A 15,931-nucleotide genomic window follows, 5' to 3' on the forward strand; every position below is an offset into this window, starting at 1 on the left:
TTAACCCCTCGGCTTGGCGGGATTGCACAGCTGCACGTCGCCGCCGGCCACTTCCTTGGCCATCGCCAGGCTGACCGCGGCGTCCATGCAGGTGGAACCGTCCGAGCACTTGTTGAGAATGTCGTGGTAGAGCGTGGGCTCGACCTCGCTGTAATAGGTCACCGGGTCCTTCTCGCTGGGCTTGGCGAGCTCCCGGTACTTGGCCATCGTCAGCTTGCCTTCGCCGGCGCGCGCCTTCTCCACCCACTGGGCGAAGGCCTCGTCGGTCATGGCGTGCGCCACGAAATGCATGTCTGAGAAGCCGCCGCCGCTGTAGTTGGCGGACAGGCCGTCGAAGTCGCCGGCGGCGTCGGCCACCAGGCTCAGCTTCGTCTCCATGCCGGGCATGGTGTAGATCTGGCTGCCCAGGCGCGGGATGAAGAAGGAGTTCATCACCGTGGCCGAGGTCAGCTTGAAATGCACCGGGGTGCCGGCGGGGAAGGCCAGCTCATTCACCGAGGCGACGTTCAGGTCGGGGTAGATGAACAGCCATTTCCAGTCCATCGAGACCACCTCGACCTCGACGGCCTTCTTGTCCGACACCAGTTCCCGGCTGGGCTCCAGCGTGTGCGAGGACACCCAGGTGACATAGGCCAGGATGGCGATGATGACGCAGGGGATGCCCCACACCGCCACCTCGATCTTGGAGGAGTGATCCCACTCCGGCTTGAAGGTCGCGTTCTTGTTCGAGGCGCGGTAGCGCCAGGCGAACAGGAAGACCATGGCGATGACGGGGATGACGACGATGAGCATCAGGCACGTGGCCAGGATGATGATCGACTTTTCCTCGGCACCAATGGGGCCCGCCGGGTCCAGCAGGGCCATGTCGCAGCCGCTGAGCAGGGGGGCTGCGGCCATGAGTGCCGCCAGGGATTTTGTGCGGCCGCGAAGGTTCCGCAAAATTCTAAGGGTCGCAGTCATTCTGTCCACGTAAAGCCGTGATGGGATCGTCAACTCATGATTCTAATTTTTGAGCGTCTCGCCGGCGGCGCGCCTGGGTTGTGGCGTCGCTTGCGTCCGAAGGCCCGGATGGCCCCTACGCAAGGCGTACCACCTGGCACCGCCGTGTGAGGTTCCGCACTGCAAAAGAACTAGACCTTCGCCGCGTCATTTATCGAGTTCATTGTGTAGGGGGGATTGGACAATTGGTCCAAGGGCGCGCGGCCTCCCTGTCCGCGTATGCGCGGGCGCGAGCGGCGCAAACTAGACTAGCGTATTGTATTAAAACGTACTTTTATGATTCTTCCGGCGAATGGTCGTGCCAGAAACTGGTTTGCCATCCTGTGGCATGCGTACGGCGTAAGCCTGCCGTGTCCCTGCCTCGGGCATTGCGCGTGGTTAAGGGGGACGGGGGCGGCCACCATCGGGCGCATTGTCGCCACCGATTCGGAATTCCCCTGCACCACCAACGGTTTATGGTTAGCGGCTTCTTAATGGCCCGGATCGGGGTTGAGTCCACAATTGCTGCGTGCGCGAAATGGCGAGATGTCTCGCCGCAAGGTGGTGAATCAGCGTCGGGAGGGGGCCGGCGCCGGCGGGGCGGCTGTGGCTTCCAGGGCGTCGTCCAGGTCCAGGCCGGCGGTGTCGTAGCCCCGGCGGAAATCCACCATGTGCTTGCGCATCCACTCCCGCGCCACCCCCGCGTCGCCGTCGGACAGGGCCTCGACGATGCGGCGGTGCGCCTCCACCAGGCGACGGGGGCCGACCTCCGCCGTTTTGGGATGGCGGAACAATCGTTCCAGCGCGGGATAGAACAGCTGCGTCACCGGTTCCCGCGCCAGCAGCAGGGCGCGGTTGCCCGCCGCCTCCGCCACCAGGATGTGGAAGGCGACGTCCAGGGGGATGACGGAGGCGCCGGCGGCGACCGCCTGCTCCGTCGCTTCCACATTGGCGCGCAACTGGGCCAGCCTGCCGGCGTCGATGCGGGTGGCGGCATGGGCGGCGGTGCTGGGCTCCAGGTCCATGGACACCTCCCACAACTCGCGGAAGGTGACGCGCTGCATCACCATGGCGCGGGACAGGCGCGGCGCCAGGTCGCCGTAATGGGGCTCGGCCACATAAAGGCGGCGTCCCGCTTCCCGCCGCACCAGCCCGCTCTGTTCCAGGATGCGGATGCCCTCCCGCACTGTGTGGCGGGTCACGCCGAACTGGTCGGCCAATTCCGTCTCGGTTGGCAGGATGTCGCCGGCGGCCAGCCGGCCGGCCAGGATCTCCCGCTCTATGGTGTCGCTGACCACCTTATAGGTGGGCAGGATAGCCAGCCGTGCGAACGCCATGCGCCGAATGCCCCTTTGCCCGCAACCCCGTCCAGGACCGAAACTGTCCTGAGCGCCGATGAAAACCCAGGCGGCAGTGGACTGCAGCCCCCGTCGCCGGCCGGCGCTTTAGCACACGCCGGCGCCCGCCGGAATTAGTCTCGCGTTTTCAGCGCGATATTTCAATTGTCCAACAAACGAACAATGACATACAGTTTCGCCGCGCGCTGGTTGCCGAGGGTACCGGCGCGGGGGAGAACCCGGCGCCGGCAACGCATCCGGAACGCGCCGACGACAGGAGGAAACGCCCATCATGTCCGCTGCCGCCAAGACGGATGCCCTGCATCGCCTTTTCGACCTCACGGGCCAGGTCGCCCTGATCACCGGCGGGTCGCGCGGCCTGGGCCTTCAGATCGCGGAGGCCCTGGGCGAGTTCGGTGCCCATCCCGTGCTGGTGGCGCGTAAGGCCGATGAACTGGCGTCCGCCGTCGCCCACCTGGCGGGGCAGGGTATCGCCGCCAGCGCCATCCCCGCCGACCTCAGCCGGCAGGAGGCCATGGCCCCGCTGGTGGACAAGGTGATGGCAGATCACGGGCGCATCGACGTGCTGGTCAACAATGCCGGCACCACCTGGGGCGCCCCGGCGCAGGACCACACGCCGGAACAGTGGGCCAAGGTGGTGGACCTGAACCTGAACGCCGTCTTTTTCCTGACCCAGGCGGTTGCGCGGGCCGCCATGCTGCCCCTGAAGCGGGGGCGCATCGTCAACGTCGCCTCCATCGCCGGTATGCAGGGGCACCACCCGCGCATGATGGGCACGGTCGCCTATGGCACCACCAAGGGCGCGCTGGTCAACATGACCCGCGTGCTGGCGGCGGAGTGGGGGCCCCTTGGCATCAATGTCAATGCCCTGGCGCCCGGCTTCTTCCCGTCCAAGATGACGCGCGGCACCCTGGCCAAGCATGAGGCCGACCTGGTGGACGGCACCCCCCTGGGCAAGCTGGGCAACGACCAGGACCTGAAGGGGGCGGCCCTGCTGCTGGCATCGCCCGCCGGCGGGCACATCACCGGCCAGATCCTGGCGGTGGACGGCGGCGTCAGCGTCATCTGAGCACGGCGAGGGAAGGGACGACGACGATGACCACGCCCCCGGTGCGCGCCCGCGACCTTGGCTTCCTGCTGCACGACTGGCTGTCCCTGGAGGGGCTGCTGGCCTATCCGCATTTCCAGGACCATGGCCGCGAAACCGTGGACGCCATGCTGGACATCGCCGGCCGCGTGGCGGCCGACACCTTCCTGCCGCACTACAAGGCGGCCGACCAGCATGAGCCTCATTTGGTGGACGGGCAGGTGCGCATCCTGCCCGCCATCCGCCAGGCGCTGGCGGCCTACGCCGAGATCGGCATGTTCGCCGCCCCCTTCGATGCCGAGGTGGGGGGCCTGCAGCTGCCCCACCTGGCCTATAGCGCCGCCATGGCGCAGTTCATGGCCGCCAACGTGGCGACCGCCGCCTATCCCATGCTGACCATGGGCAATGCCGAGCTGCTGGTGCGCTACGCCGGTGCCGCGCTGGTGCGGGCCTGCGCCCTGCCGGAGATCCAGGGTCGCTACTTCGGCACCATGTGCCTGTCCGAGCCCCAGGCGGGGTCGTCGCTGGCCGACATCGCCACCCGGGCCGTGCCCGATGGCAGCGATGAACTGGGCCCCCGCTATCGCCTGTTCGGCAACAAGATGTGGATCTCCGGCGGCGACCAGGACGCCAGCGAGAACATCGTCCATCTGGTGCTGGCCAAGGTGCCGGGCCCCGATGGCAAGCTGATCCCCGGCACCCAGGGTATCAGCCTGTTCGTCGTGCCCAAGGTGCTGGTGGATGGGTCGGCCTTCGCCGGCCAGCGCAACGACGTGGTGGTGGCCGGCCTCAACCATAAGATGGGCTATCGCGGCACCGCCAACTGCCTGCTGAACTTCGGCGAGGGGGCGCACCACCGGCCGGGGGGCGAGGCGGGCGCCGTGGGCTATCGCGTCGGTGGGGTGGGCCAGGGCCTGCCCATCATGTTCCAGATGATGAACAGCGCCCGCATCTCCGTCGGCCTGGGTGCCGCCATGCTGGGTTATCGCGGCTATCGCCTGGCGGTGGATTATGCCCGCGACCGGCGTCAGGGCCGGCCGCTGGCGGCCCAGAAAGGGGCGACGGGCGGCCCCGTCGCCATCATCGACCATCCCGATGTGCGCCGCCTGCTGCTGGCGCAGAAGGCCTATGCCGAGGGGGCGCTGGCCCTGGTGCTGTACTGCGCCCGCCTGGTGGATGAGGAACGGCATGGCCCGGCCGAGGGGCGGACCGAAGCCGGCAGCCTCCTGGGGTTGTTGACGCCTGTCGCCAAGACCTGGCCGGCGGAATGGGGCCTGGCGGCCAACGACCTGGCCATCCAGGTGCATGGCGGGTACGGCTACACCCGCGACTTCGATGTGGAACAGCTGTACCGCGACAACCGCCTGAACCCCATCCACGAGGGGACGACCGGCATCCAGGGCCTGGACCTCATGGGACGCAAGACCCTGCGCGACGATGGCGCCTCGCTGGCCATATTGCGCCGCCGGGTGCAGGCCACGGTGGAACGGGCCCGGCGGCTGCCCGCCCTGGCCGATTTCGCCCATGCGCTGGAGGTGACGTGGGCCCGCATCGGCGCCCTGGTGGGCCACCTGAAGGCCGCCGGCGACGATGCCGCCAGCCTGGCGCAGGCGACGAGCTTCCTGTCCGCCTTCGGCCATGCCGTGGTGGCCTGGCAATGGCTGGATCAGGCGGTGGTGGCCGGCACCCTGGACGTGGCTCCCGACGCGGAGGAGGCCGCCTTCCGTTCCGGCAAGCTGGCCGCCTGCCGCTTCTTCTTCGAGACCGAGGTGCCACGCATTGATGTCTGGCTGGGCATCGTCGGCCGGCGCAGCGACCTGACCCAAACCATCGACCCCGCCGCCTTCTAACCCGCCCCCCGCAGACAGGATCAGCACCATGACCGAGGTCTACATCGTTTCCGGCGTGCGCACCGCCATCGGCGATTTCGGCGGCGCGTTGAAGGATCTGACGCCGGGTGACCTGGCGGCCAAGGTCGCCCGCGCGGCGCTGGACCGCGCCGGTGTCGCCAATGAGGCCGTGGGCCATGTCGTCTTCGGCCAGGTCATCCCGACCGAGCCGCGCGACGCCTACCTTGCCCGCGTGGCGGGCATTGGCGCCGGATTGCCGGTCGAGGTCCCGGCCCTGACCGTCAACCGGCTCTGTGGTTCCGGCCTGCAGGCGGTGGTGTCGGCGGCGCAAGGCATCCTGCTGGGCGACTGCGACCTGGCGGTGGCCGGCGGGGCGGAGAGCATGAGCCGCGCGCCCTACCTGCTGCCCGATGCCCGCTGGGGCAGCAAGATGGGCGACGCCCGGGTGGTGGATGCGCTGAACGGCACCTTGTCCGACCCCTTCGACCGCAGCCTGATGGGCGTCACGGCGGAGAACGTGGCCGAGCGTTACGGCATAAGCCGTGACGAGCAGGACGCCCTGGCCTTGGAAAGTCACCGCCGCGCGGCCCGCGCCCAGGCGGAGGGGCGCTTCACCGAGCAGATCCTGCCCGTCGAGGTGACGGTGAAGCGCCAGACGGTGTCCTTCGCCACCGACGAGCATGTGCGCCCCGACCTCACGGCTGCGGACCTGGCCAAGTTGCGGACCGTCTTCCGCAAGGACGGCACGGTCACCGCCGGCAACGCCTCCGGCATCAACGATGGCGCGGCGGCCCTGGTGCTGGCGTCGGGGGAGGCGGTGCGGCGCCTGGGCCTGGCGCCGTTGGCCCGGCTGGTGGGCTATGCTCATGCCGGCGTCGAGCCGGCCTTCATGGGCCTGGGTCCCATCCCGGCGACGCGCCGGCTGCTGGCCCGCACCGGCCTGTCAGTGGCCGACCTGGCGGTCATCGAATCCAACGAGGCGTTCGCCGCCCAGGCCTGCGCCGTCGCGCGGGACCTGGGCTTCGACCCTGACAGGGTGAACCCGAATGGCAGCGGCATTTCCCTGGGCCATCCGGTGGGCGCCACGGGCGCCATCAATTTGGTTAAGGCGGTTTACGAACTGCGCCGTATCGGCGGGGGCCGTGCCCTGGTTACCATGTGCATCGGGGGCGGGCAGGGGATCGCCGCCCTGATCGAGTCCGTCTGAGCCACTTCCCCGGGAACCAAGGAGCGTCACGCCATGCCGGTGCAGATCGACATCAGGGACGGCGTCGCCGTCCTCACCCTGAACCGACCGCCCGTCAACAGCTTCGACCTGGCGCTGCGCCGCGACCTGCGCGCGGCGATGGCCATGGTCATGACCCGGCCGGATGTGGAGGCCGTGGTGTTGACTGGCGGCACGCGCCATTTCTCGGCGGGCGCGGATATCGAGGAATTCGCCTCCGGCACGCGGGGCGGGGCCACGGCCGTGCCCACCCTGCCCGACTTGATCATCGACCTGGACCAGGCGGCCAAGCCAGTGGTGGCCGCCATCGCCGGCACCTGCCTGGGCGGCGGGCTGGAGGTGGCCTTGGGCTGTCATTACCGGGTGGTCGCGGCCAACGCCAGCCTGGGTCTGCCAGAGGTGAAGCTGGGCATCCTGCCGGGGGCCGGTGGCACCCAGCGCCTGCCGCGCGCCATTGGGGTCAAGGCGGCGCTGGACATGATCCTGTCCGGCATGCCGGTGAACGCGCCCACGGCGGCCCGGCTGGGGCTGGCCACGCTGTCCGAGGGCGACCTGATCGAGGACGCCGTCGCCGTGGCCCGGCAGGCGGCGCGCGACGGCGCCAAGCCGCGCCTGTCCTTGCGCCGGGCCGAGTTGCCGACGGATGCCGGGGCCGACTGGTTCCAGCGCCAGGTTGACGGCCTGAAGCGCCCGCTGCCCGCTCCGCTGGCCTGCATCGAGGCGGTGCGGGCGGCCGTGGAGCTGCCCTTCAACCAGGGCCTGCAGCGGGAATTCGCCCTGTTCCGCGACCTGGTGGTGACGCCGGAATCCAAGGCGCTGCAATATGCCTTTTTCGCGGAACGCCGGGCCGCCCGCATCGAGGGCCTGGCCCCGGATGTCCAGCCCCGCAGCGTTCAGCGCGTGGCCGTGATCGGCGCCGGCACCATGGGGGCGGGCATCGCCACCGTGGCGGCCAACGCCGGGCTGGAGGTCATCCTGCTGGACCGGGACGAGGCCTCGGTGCGCAAGGGCTTGGCCGGCATCACCAAGGGCTATGACGCCGCCCTGGCCAAGGGCCGCCTGGACGAGGCGGAGCGGGACCGCCGCCTGGGCCGCCTGCATACCGCCACCGATCTGGCCGCCGCCGCGGCCGTGGACCTGGTGATCGAGGCGGCGTTCGAGGACATGGGGGTCAAGCAGGACATTTTTCGCACCCTGGACAAGGTCTGTGGGCCGGACACCATCCTGGCCAGCAACACCTCCACCCTGGACCTGGACGCCATCGCCGCCGTCACCGGCCGGCCGGGGCAGGTGGTGGGTCTGCATTTCTTCAGCCCGGCGCCGGTGATGCGCCTGCTGGAGGTGGTGCGGGGGGCCGAGACGGCGCCCGAGGTGCTGGCCACGGCCATGGCGCTGGCGCGCAAGCTGGGCAAGGTCGGGGTGGTCGCCGGCGTCTGCAACGGCTTCATCGGCAACCGCATGGTGGAGGAGTACCTGCGGCAGGCCTATTTCCTGGTGGATGAGGGGGTGCTGCCCTGGCATGTGGATGGCGCGCTAGAACGCTGGGGCATGGCCATGGGGCCGTTCGCCATGATGGATCTGGCGGGCAACGACATCGGCCGCGCCATCCGGGCCGGGCGCCAGGCGGCGGGGGATGACCGGCCCTATTCCACCTTCCCGGACAAGATCTGCGCTTTGGGCCGCTATGGCCAGAAGACGGGCAAGGGCTATTACCAGTACGACCCCGCCACCCGCGCGCGGGAGACGGACCCGGAAATCGACGCCTTGGCCCAGGCCCACGCCAAGGAGGTGGCTCGGGATTTAGGCCTGCCGCCCCGCGTCATCGGGGATGAGGAGATCGTGGCCCGCTGCCTGCTGGCGCTGGCCAACGAAGGGGCGGCCCTGCTGGGGGAGGGGATCGCGCAGCGGGCGTCGGACATCGATGTCGTCTATCTCAACGGCTATGGCTTCCCGGCTCACAAGGGCGGCCCCATGTACCATGCCGACAGCCTTGGGCTGGAGAACGTGCTGCGCCTGATGGAAGGCTTCCTGGACGGGTATCAGGGGCAGTTCTGGCGGCCGGCCCCCCTGCTGTGGGAAAAGGCCAGCGCTGGCCGCCGCCTGACGGCCTGACGGGGCAGGACAGGATGGGTCAGGACAGGACGGCGGGGCTGTCGTCGTCCGGCATGTCCATCCTCTTGGCCCTCAGGGCATCCGGCGCCAGGCGCTGGTCCAAGGTCTGCTTCAGGGCCAGCAGCATGGACCAGCCCAACTGCCCCTGGGACAGGTTGTAGGCGCTCATCAGCCCCGACAGGCTGCCCAATAATACGGTGCTTTCCATGGTGCCGGGCACCTCATGTTGATCGTTCGCGGAACGGTTCTCGTCCGGTGATACGGCGGGAATGAGGCGTCCCGTCGCCGGCCCATGGCTTTGGCGGCCCGCGTGGAAACGATCCGATAGGGCTAAAATGTAAATAATATCAGGTGGTTGTCCGGATTTCCGGCGGAGTCGTCCCGCCCGGGGCGGACCCCGGGGTGCGCGGTTTTGGCGCGGACGCCGCCGTGGACACGCCGCCATCGCGCCCCATTTAGGCTCCAATCCGCCCCGACCGTGGGTGGGCGAACGACAGGCGGACCCCACCCGGGGCTAACCGCCGTTTGGAAGGAAGGAGCACTATATCATGAAGCATGTGAAAGCCCTGGGCGCCGCCCTGGTCCTGATGGCCGCCTCGGCCTGCGCCACCGTCCCCGGTCCGGCGCATGCGCAACCAGCCCACCCCGCCTATCTGCATGCCCTGTCGGACCTGCGCCTGGCCCGCGCCCTGCTGGACCGTCCGGCGGAATACAACGTGGTGCGCGACCAGTTCTTCGCCATCGATCATGTGAACGGTGCGATTGGCGAGCTCCGCCACGCCAGCTACGACGATGGCAAGGACCCCAACTGGAACCCGCCCATCGACGCCAACATCAATCACCGCGGCCGCCTGAGCAAGGCGCGGGATCTGATCGCCTCCGCCGAGCGCGACCTGCGGTCCGAAGAGGACAATCCGAACGCCGCGGGCTGGCGCAATGCCGCCTTCCATCACCTGGAAGAGGCGCGCCACGCCGTGGAGCACGCCATCATGGACAAGCGGATCGATGAGGACCGCTACTGAGGCGCCGGTTCGCGGGCGGCGGCCTCCGCCGCCCGCATCGGTCCCTGTACGCTCTTGTAAAGCCGGCGTTAGAAGTTGAAGCGCACCCCCGTCGTGGGCGAGATGTTGTCGGTGTGCAGGTAGCCGGCCGCCAGGCCGCCCGCGACCTCGGAGTACATGACGCCCAGATAGGCGTCGAAGCGGCGGGCGAAGCGGTAATCCGCCACCAGGGAATAGGCGTTGAGCGTGCCCGAGCAGGTGGCGGCGCTGGCGTCGGCGCAGCTCTTGGCCCCGAAGCTGTTCTGGCCATAGTGGTAGTAGCCCGCCGACAAATCCACCTTGGGCGTGACGGCATAGCGGGCACCGGCCCAGGCGACCTGGATGATCTTGTCGTGGACGAAGGCGTTGTTGTTCACGAAGGCCAGGGTATAGCCGCCGATGTCGGTCGACCCGGCCCGCAAGGGCACGGAGGGATTGGCGAAGTCGATGTACTCATACCCCGCGAACAGCTTCCACTGCGGGTCCAGCGTGTACGAGCCCATCAGCGCGTACGAGGTGTTGTCGGAAATGGTGGCCGCCAGGGAATTGCCGGGGTTGTAACCCAGCGCCGTCGCCTGCGTCATCTGCGCCGCGGTCAGGCCGCCGGCCGACACCATGTCCTGCTTTTGCGCGTAGGTGGCATCGAAGGACAGGCCGCCGATATCGGCGCCCGCGTCCAGTTGCAGGGCGTTGCCGTGCATGCCGCCATTGTCCTCGCCAAACTGGTACAGCGCGCCGACCCGCAGGGGGCCGAACTGGTTCGTGTACTTGACGGTGTTGTCGAGGCGGAAATCCTCCGTACTGCCCCCGCCGCCCGTCAGGCCGGAGAAGCCGATAACGGAAAAGGCGTAGGAGGCCTGCTGGGGATCATAGGCGAAGATGTTGTCGGCCAGGAGGGTGTTCTGGCGGCCGACGGTGACGGTACCCCACTCCCGGGAACTGACCCCCACATAAGCGGCGCGGTTGAAGGCCTGGCCGGCGTGGCTGGAATCGCCGTTCGCCGTCTGCTTGGTCAGCGCCAGGCCGTTGTTGGCGGCCATGGACCGGGGCCCGTCGGCCAACTGGCCCGACTGGGGATTGAAGCCCGTCTCGACCTTGAACAGGGCGGACCAGCCGTCGGCGAACTCCTCCGCCCCGCGCAGGCCCACCTTGGATTGGCTGAGCCCGTTAGGGGCCAGCGAGGCGATGCCCTTGTTGCCGTTCTTGCTGACCAGATAATCCAGCCCCGGCGGGTAATAGGGGCTGAGCGGCGCGCCATGGGACTGGTATGAGAAGCCCATGTCCACGGTGCCGTACAGCGTGATGCCATAGAAGGTCAGGCTGCCGTCCTTGGGCAGCTTGGGATGGGCGGCGTCATCCGCCACCCTCTGGGCCGCCTGCGCCGCCGATTGCGCGGCCTGCGCCTGCTGGGCGGCTTGTGCCGCTGTCTGGGTGCTGGCGGCGGTCTGGCCCGCCGTCTGGGTCTGCTGCGCCTCCAGCGTGTTCAGACGATCCTGCATCGCCTGCATGGCCTTGGCCTGCGCCGCCATCTGGGCCTGGGCCTCCTGCATTTGTTGGCGCAGCTTGCGCAGTTCATCGGCGTCGCTGGCGCGAGCCCCAGCGGGGGCCAGGGCCACCAAGGCGCAAACGGCCGTCATGCCCAGTAGGTGCGCGCGCACGCGCGCCGGCCGGCGCGCCGCCGGCGCACCCGTCTTCGTCAAGGTCACGAAAGACCCCTCCCTAATGTTGATTTTATTGATCGCGAAACAGGATTTTCACGATCCTCATCCAAAAAAAGCCAAATAGAAGGAAGCCATTAAAAATGGATGCCCTGATTCCCGGCCTTTTCTATTTGATCAGGCGGTTAATTTTATCGTTTTTTCGGTGCCATCATCATTCCTGATGGATTGATTAGATGGCATGATCGACCGCCTGAGAAATTAAATAGCGCTTCAAGATTTTAAAAATATTTTTAATCACAGCGCTTGTGTCGACGATCCGCCGTTGTGCAGTTTTGTGGGAAGTGGATTGGCCCACAGGACGCCGCCGGGCCGAATGGATGTGCGCAGGCCCGCGCGTGCTGGTCGTGCGAAAGCCCAGGACGTTAGGGGACGTCCTGGGCTTTTCAATATGGGCGGCTGGGGGGCGCCTAACGGCGGGTCACGCCCGCCGAGGATGATCAAGGATCAGGGATCAGGGATCAGGAATCGGCCCCTATCGTCTCGCCGTAGAAATCGATGGTGGTTCCGCTGCCCGCGGCGATCGTTCCGGTATAGAGGGAGGGGAGGATTGGGTAAAAAGCGTAGGGTTCGGCCGATGCCCCCTTTGTCGGGGAGGGGCTCGGGGCGACGGGATTCTTGAAACTCAGGGTTCCGCCACCGGAGACGATGACGCGTCCCGGCCCAAACAGATTCAGGGACAAGGTTGACGCGGTTCCGGCGGTCTGGATGGTCGTGGTGCCTTGGGCAACAAGGCCGATACAGGACCCGGCATTGATTTCGGACACTGTCAGGGTCGTATCCGGCTTCACGATCATGACACTGTCAAAAAGCGTCCAAGGCGAAGGGGGAGTCGCACCCAGGCAATTGGCCGGGTCCTGTGAGCCGTAAAACTGGAGGGTCAGGGTAGACGAGGTCGCCGTCGCAAGTTGATAGCCGTAATAGCCGGATACCTGGACGGGACTGACCGCCGGGGGCTGCATGTCGGGATTCGTTTGTAACAAGAACTTCGCGAATGACTCCGGCGCGCCGCCGGCGCCATTGACGATATAGGTCGTCAGGCCGCCAGACGTATCCACACCTTGCAGGCGTTCATATGAATGCACGTGTCCGGCCAAAACCAGATCGACAGTGACGCCCACTGATGCGGCCACCAAATCCACAAGCTGGAAATATTGGGTAGGGGCGTGGCCGTCGCCACCGTGGTGATAGTCGGAATTGGTGTAGGGCGGCTCATGCATGGCCACGATATTCCACGTCGCGGTGGAGTTTGAGAGAGCCTTCCTGAACCAGGTGATCTGAGGCGATGACAGGTTCAACTCCGCCGCGCCGGGCTGGAACGCCGCCGTTTCCAAAGTGCCAAGCGCCACTTCGTTCGGATCATTGCTCAGCACGAAAAGGTGGATCAGGCCACCCGCGAGAACCCGGTCGTAATAGCGGATGCACGCGCTTTCGCCGTTGCTGCCGTCGCCCGGTGCACCGACCGGCAAGCCCAGGCCCGAGAAATAACTTTGATAATTGTCCGTTGGCTCGCCGGCTGAATTTGGCGGCGACATCGCGTAGACGGTTTCGATGGAGCCGGTCACCGTATTGACCGACAAGCCGCGTTGTAGTTGTTTCCACCAGTCATGATCGCCGATGACGGGGTAGAAGTTCATAGTTGTCCCAGCTTTTGACCCTTGATAACTCTTTGGGACATTGCTGTAGTCAATGTAAGAGCCGTAAGTGTTTCCAATTGCGGCACAGTATTGTTGCGGCGTGGCGGATTGGGTCTCGTTTGTGGAATACCAAGGCTGGTAAACCTGGTCGCCCAAGGAAATAATGAAGCTCCCATCAGCAGCCGGGATTGCGGAGGTCGCGGCCTGCGCCACGCCCAACGCCGCGGTTGCGCTGACGGTGTCTGTCTTACCGTCACAGTCGACCCCGCCAGATCCAAAATCACCAACGATAATGAAGGTTTGGGAGCTGGACATGCGGTGTCGCCTTCTATTTAAAAGATTATCACAAGTAGAAAATCCCCCATAAGATGTGGCCGTCTGTCGACCAGGGTCAATAGCATCAAAAATGATCTATTGTGACGCTTTCAATTCAATCCTAAGGCGTGGCTGCCGGGCGACTTGCCCAACATAGGCAGCCCCTCCCTCATGCACGGGGAGGGGCTGTCACGGTATCCGGGGCTCTTGGTGTCGAGGGTTCGGCTTGTCCCGCGTCAGGGGCCAGGGGGAATGTCCTTGCTGGCGGGGTCCCAATGCTCGTCCGCCTTGCCGTCCTTGAAGCGCCACATGTCGAACCAGGTGGTCGTATAGGTTTTGGACGGGTCCTTGGGGTCCTTCAGCACGCGGGGGAAGACCACCGTCACCAGGTCGCCTTCCGCCAGGACGGCCACCACCGGCGTCGCCATCTTCTCCGGCACTGGCTTCGGGGTGCGCTTCAGCACCTTGGTGAAGAAGGTGACGACATTGTCGCGCCCCGACGCGACCAGGGGATTATGCTGGTGATACTCCGCTGTCAGCCAGCGGTCCGCCTCGTTCCAATGGTCGGCCTCCAGCAGGTCCTTCACAATGTGATAGGCGGCCTGCTTGTTGCGGTTCAGCACCGGATCGGGGCTGGTGAACAGCGCGTCCGGGTCCTTGGCGGGCACCACGGCCTCTTGCGCGCCGGCCCCCCTTGGGCCCCAGGCCAGGAGGGCGGTGATCATCATGCACAGAAATGGCGCCTTCATCCGCATCGCGAACCGTGTCCTCTCGACAGGAGAACGCCCCCGCCAGGATGGGCGGGGGCGTCCGGTATCAGGTTTTATCAGGGGCAAATTTTATAACTGGCACTCGAAACTGTCGGCGCTGTTCAGGTCGCCGCTGCCCTTGTACCGCGCCACCTTGGGATAGGGGCAGAGGGGCCGTGTGCGACCGGGCCAGGGCGTATCGGGGCCCGCACTGGCCAGGATGCGATCTGGCGCCTGGCCCTGTTCCACCCAACGGACCAGCGCGCTGAAGGCGTCATAATGGCTGGTGGAGGGGCCACCGGTGCAGTGGTTCATGCCGGGCACCGGGAAGACGCGGACGAAGGCGGCGGCCTTGCCTCCCTCGCGCGCGTCGACCTCCCGCCACCACGCCAGCGTGTCGTTGATGGAGAAGACGGGGTCGGAGGCGCCGTGCGGCACCATCAGCTTGGCCCCCCGCGCCTTGAGCCCCGACAGGTCTGCGGAGCGCGCCGACACGTCCTGCCAGGCGGAGCGGGTAAAGGTGGCGTTGGTGGCCGTCAACTGCGCCGCGACCTGGTCGATGTCCAAGGACAACTGCCACCGCAGCAGGGTCTGCGGATCCGGCGGCAGGGGCGTGGGCGGCGTGGTGAAGACGGACGCCAGCGAGGCGCCGCCCAGGACCACGTTCAGGCTGGGCACCTTGTCGGCCAGGCCCAGCTTCCACAGGCGCCAGCCGGGAGCGGCGATACCGGCGTCCCAGGCCCAATCGCTGTAGATCGCCTGGCCGGCCTTGGTGCGCGGCCCGCCATAGGACCGCGTGATCGCCGCGACCTGCTCCCCGCTCAGGCAGGTGTCGGCCTTGGGCCCGGTGCAGGTGCGCGCCTTCAGGGCGGGCGCCACCTTGGCGGCGGTGCATTGGGCGAAGGTGCCGACGATGCCGTCCTTGGCACCGTCATCCCCGTCGCACGCCTCCAGGATGGCATCGCGCACCAGGCCCAGGTCGGCGTCGCTGAAGGCGGCGGACAGGCGGGCGAAGCTGGGCTGCCCGTCTGGTCCCTTGGCCAACGGCGCGAAGGACTGCACGTCCCAGGCCTGGGACAGCGCGGCACGCGGCAGGGCGAAGCCGGGTGCGCTGGCCAGGATGCCGTCGAACTCCTCGGGATGTTGCTGGGCGAAGACCATGCCTTCCTCACCCCCCTTGGAACAGCCGACGAAATAGGATCGCCGCGGCGCATTGCCGTAGAAGGCGGCCACCAGGGCCTTGGCGGCGTCGGCCACCGGTTTCAGCGAGGCGTTGCCATAGTCGGCCCGCGCCTGGGGGTCGAAACCAAAGGCGGCGGTGCCGCCATGGGTTGGGTCCATATTGCGCTGGTTGTCATGCCCGGAGTCCTGGCTGACGACGGCATAGCCCTGCACCAGGGCCGGCGGGGTATCCAGCCCGGTGGGGCCGATGGCATTGCCCACCTCGCCATTGGTGCCGCCCCCGCCCTGGAAGAAGAAGCCCTGGTTCCAGGCGGCGGGCAGGCGGACATGGAAGCGAATGGCGTAGGCTTGGCCGTCCACGCCCGTGCGCTCATGCAGGATGCCGTAGACCTCGCAATGTTCCGGCAGTTGCAGGGGGATGCCGGGCGCCCCCGGCATCATGGGGGGCAGGGTGATGGGGCCCGCCGGCTGCGGCGTGACCGAGACGATATGGGTGCTGGCGTCCGGCCAATGGCCCGCCATGGTCTTTTCAAGCGCCAGGCAGCGGCCCTTGAGATCGGCGTCGGCGGCCTGCGCCCCTCTTGTGGGGACCAGGGCCAGCAGGCTGGCGCTGGCGGCCAGGCCCAAGAGGGCGTGGGAACGGATGACGCGGGAACGGGATGGCATGGGGATTTCCCTCT

The 15,931-nt window shown here is 67.1% G+C and carries 12 protein-coding genes; 5 read left to right on the forward strand and 7 right to left on the reverse strand.

Features of this window, described 5'->3' with window-relative positions; translation table 11 throughout:
- Both cyoA and FBZ90_RS01990 read right to left on the reverse strand, forming a co-directional pair.
- Nucleotides 1-897: a ubiquinol oxidase subunit II gene (gene cyoA / locus FBZ90_RS01985; protein WP_211101881.1), complete on the reverse strand. Its 897-nt coding sequence runs from the start codon at nucleotides 895-897 to the stop codon at nucleotides 1-3.
- Between the two features lie 650 nt (nucleotides 898-1,547).
- Nucleotides 1,548-2,315, reverse strand: coding sequence for a FadR/GntR family transcriptional regulator (locus FBZ90_RS01990; RefSeq protein ID WP_145729346.1), 768 nt, complete (start codon nucleotides 2,313-2,315; stop codon nucleotides 1,548-1,550).
- 292 nt (nucleotides 2,316-2,607) lie between these two features.
- Here FBZ90_RS01990 and FBZ90_RS01995 point away from each other — a divergent pair, with 292 nt between their 5' ends.
- Genes FBZ90_RS01995 through FBZ90_RS02010 form a run of 4 tightly spaced genes read left to right on the forward strand, consistent with a single transcriptional unit; the run spans nucleotide 2,608 to nucleotide 8,610 of the window.
- Nucleotides 2,608-3,405, forward strand: a complete 798-nt coding sequence (locus tag FBZ90_RS01995; protein ID WP_145729347.1) for an SDR family oxidoreductase — start codon at nucleotides 2,608-2,610, stop codon at nucleotides 3,403-3,405.
- Between the two features lie 26 nt (nucleotides 3,406-3,431).
- Entirely contained in the window at nucleotides 3,432-5,273 is a 1,842-nt protein-coding gene (locus FBZ90_RS02000; RefSeq protein WP_145729348.1) for an acyl-CoA dehydrogenase, read from the forward strand.
- Nucleotides 5,274-5,301: 28 nt separating this feature from the next.
- On the forward strand, nucleotides 5,302-6,480 hold the full coding sequence (gene bktB / locus FBZ90_RS02005; RefSeq protein WP_145729349.1) for a beta-ketothiolase BktB: 1,179 nt from the start codon (nucleotides 5,302-5,304) through the stop codon (nucleotides 6,478-6,480).
- Between the two features lie 33 nt (nucleotides 6,481-6,513).
- Complete coding sequence (locus FBZ90_RS02010) at nucleotides 6,514-8,610, forward strand: 3-hydroxyacyl-CoA dehydrogenase NAD-binding domain-containing protein (RefSeq protein ID WP_145729350.1); 2,097 nt, start codon at nucleotides 6,514-6,516, stop codon at nucleotides 8,608-8,610.
- 19 nt (nucleotides 8,611-8,629) lie between these two features.
- Here FBZ90_RS02010 and FBZ90_RS02015 read toward each other — a convergent pair whose 3' ends face one another.
- Complete coding sequence (locus tag FBZ90_RS02015; protein WP_145729351.1) at nucleotides 8,630-8,818, reverse strand: hypothetical protein; 189 nt, start codon at nucleotides 8,816-8,818, stop codon at nucleotides 8,630-8,632.
- Nucleotides 8,819-9,158: 340 nt separating this feature from the next.
- On the opposite strand from FBZ90_RS02015, the gene FBZ90_RS02020 reads away from it, so the two are divergent.
- Nucleotides 9,159-9,632, forward strand: coding sequence for a hypothetical protein (locus FBZ90_RS02020; protein ID WP_145729352.1), 474 nt, complete (start codon nucleotides 9,159-9,161; stop codon nucleotides 9,630-9,632).
- A gap of 68 nt (nucleotides 9,633-9,700) precedes the next feature.
- Here the strand turns inward: FBZ90_RS02020 and FBZ90_RS02025 are convergent, their stop codons facing one another.
- From FBZ90_RS02025 to FBZ90_RS02040, 4 genes are all read right to left on the reverse strand, one after another.
- Nucleotides 9,701-11,356: a porin gene (locus FBZ90_RS02025; RefSeq protein WP_246130095.1), complete on the reverse strand. Its 1,656-nt coding sequence runs from the start codon at nucleotides 11,354-11,356 to the stop codon at nucleotides 9,701-9,703.
- Nucleotides 11,357-11,829: 473 nt separating this feature from the next.
- Nucleotides 11,830-13,320, reverse strand: a complete 1,491-nt coding sequence (locus tag FBZ90_RS02030; RefSeq protein WP_145729353.1) for a metallophosphoesterase — start codon at nucleotides 13,318-13,320, stop codon at nucleotides 11,830-11,832.
- A 236-nt stretch (nucleotides 13,321-13,556) separates the two neighbouring features.
- Nucleotides 13,557-14,048, reverse strand: a complete 492-nt coding sequence (locus FBZ90_RS02035; RefSeq protein WP_186455556.1) for a nuclear transport factor 2 family protein — start codon at nucleotides 14,046-14,048, stop codon at nucleotides 13,557-13,559.
- Between the two features lie 111 nt (nucleotides 14,049-14,159).
- Nucleotides 14,160-15,917, reverse strand: coding sequence for a tannase/feruloyl esterase family alpha/beta hydrolase (locus FBZ90_RS02040; protein ID WP_186455557.1), 1,758 nt, complete (start codon nucleotides 15,915-15,917; stop codon nucleotides 14,160-14,162).
- Nucleotides 15,918-15,931: the final 14 nt, after the last annotated feature.

It is taken from the genome of Nitrospirillum pindoramense, from assembly GCF_007827955.1.
Lineage (GTDB): Bacteria > Pseudomonadota > Alphaproteobacteria > Azospirillales > Azospirillaceae > Nitrospirillum > Nitrospirillum amazonense_B.